Here is a 1,802-nt window from a genome sequence, read left to right on the forward strand (position 1 = left end):
ATCAATGAACATCTTACCTTGGTAGGTCTTGCCGCTGAGTGTCGTGATGGCCTCAATGCGCCGCCCTTTTTTCTTGACCCCTTTACCAGGCCGTCGGTCTAGCCTCTCGTTGTAGACCACCGGCACGCCCGCATCAGCGATGAGTTTTTCAAACGCCTGCTGGCCCACGTGGGGCTCGAAGCTGCGAACATACGTGGTTCCGTAAGCGGCGGCCACTAAGTCGTAGAACTCCGAGGCGATCCCGCCGAACGTGGCACGCTGGCCCAGAAAATCGGTCGCGCCGAGGCCGCTGGCGCTCATGCCGCCCAGAAAGCCCGTCGGGTTGACCAAAAGAACCGAACGCCCGTCGCGCTTGGCGGCGACCGCCGCCGTGACCGCTCCACAAGAATCACCGTAAACAACCACATCGTAGATCATGGGCTAGCCCTTTCGCTCACCGGGTGTCGTGAGCCGGTTCTTTTGATAGCGTAGCAGCGTTCCCTCGCCCAGGTAGAGTGTCGCCGCGTTATTTTCTCGGATGGTGACAATGCCAAGTGCTCCGGTCAGCTCCAGTTCCAACTTGGGGAGAGTGCAGGAGCGTACGAGAACATGTTGGGTGAGCTTCTGCCCCGAAATTTGGCTCACCACGGTCAGCCCCGCCAGCCCTTTTTCGTCGGTGAGCGGCATAACCGAGACGACACTTCCCTTGCTCTCCCCGCGCTCCAGCGGCTCAAAGACAGCGGCGAAGGGCTTCTCCCAGGCAGGGCCGCGCTGCCGGACGACGAGTACGGGGGTGAGAGCCATGTCGTAGGGTTCAGGAGCCTCTTTTGTGGCCGGGGCGAGGGCATGGGCGTACTCGCGACCAGGTGTGCCGGGCAGAAAGAGCCGCATTCCGGGGAGCGACTTTGCGTAAAAGTGCGCTTGGACGCTACCGGCGAACGGTTCTGATGCCTGCGATTTCTGAAAGACATGCCAGCCCGGCCAGAGGTACTTTCCATTCTGCTTCCAGACGGCACCCGGGATCGGACGGAACCGCTCCGGTGCGGCGCGGAGCATCAGCCCGGGTTGCTCCGCCGTCAGCTCCACTCCCTCCCCGAGGTTGTGGTAGACGTAGTCGTGGAACTGCTCTGGGGTGTCCGGCAGGGCGCGGGAGCGAAAGATATCCACATAGTAGCCCGTAGTCGGTGACGTTCGCACGAGCACCACCAGCCGCTCCTGTGTGGCCTTCGCGCCGGGGCTCTTGTCGTCGGTGAAGCGTGTCAGTGAGAAAGAGCATGACGGTGAGAGCGGAGACTTTCCAAGCGCGGGCTCTAGCGCGACGGTCTGTACGATCTGCGTTCCCAGCCCCACCCAGCCGCCGGAGCCCTGGCTTGCGCCGTTGACGATCACCGTGTTGTAGGCGGCAAACAAGCGCCGATAGTTCTCGTGCTCATCGGTGGTGTACTCTCCCTTGCCCGCGTTCGTCCCGAGAACCTGCCCCTTGCCGTAGAGCTCCAGCGCCATCCCCGATGCGTGCCCATGCACATGGGAGCCGCCACTCACCACGGCCATCAGGGCATCTTTCGCACTCTTTGTCGGCGAGAGATTGCGCTGCAGAACCGCCCCCACAAAGGGAAGCGTGTCCGTCTTCTTCGAGGGGCGCGGTGTTGGTTCGCCCCTAACCTCTGGAGCGAACCAGAGGAGAGGAAGCGGGGCAAAGTAGGAGTTGGGGCCGCCGCTGTGCCCCTCGGGCTTTGACCGGTCGTACTCCTTACTCGCAACTCCCGCCTGGATCAGTCCCCCAAAGAGCGCTTGCAGCCGGGTATCTCCCAAGCGCTGGCCCA

Annotated in this window: 2 protein-coding genes; both read right to left on the reverse strand. The window is 62.6% G+C overall.

All coding sequences use genetic code 11. The annotated features are described in order from the left end of the window. Nucleotides 1-417, reverse strand: a 417-nt coding sequence (locus ACH2EH_RS09240) for an FAD-dependent oxidoreductase (protein ID WP_395141008.1), incomplete at its 3' end; no start/stop codon positions are given. Nucleotides 418-420: 3 nt separating this feature from the next. Continuing rightward, nucleotides 421-1,802, reverse strand: a 1,382-nt coding sequence (locus ACH2EH_RS09245; RefSeq protein ID WP_395141010.1) for a heparinase II/III family protein, incomplete at its 5' end; no start/stop codon positions are given.

Source organism: Armatimonas sp. (assembly GCF_043760365.1).
GTDB lineage: Bacteria > Armatimonadota > Armatimonadia > Armatimonadales > Armatimonadaceae > Armatimonas.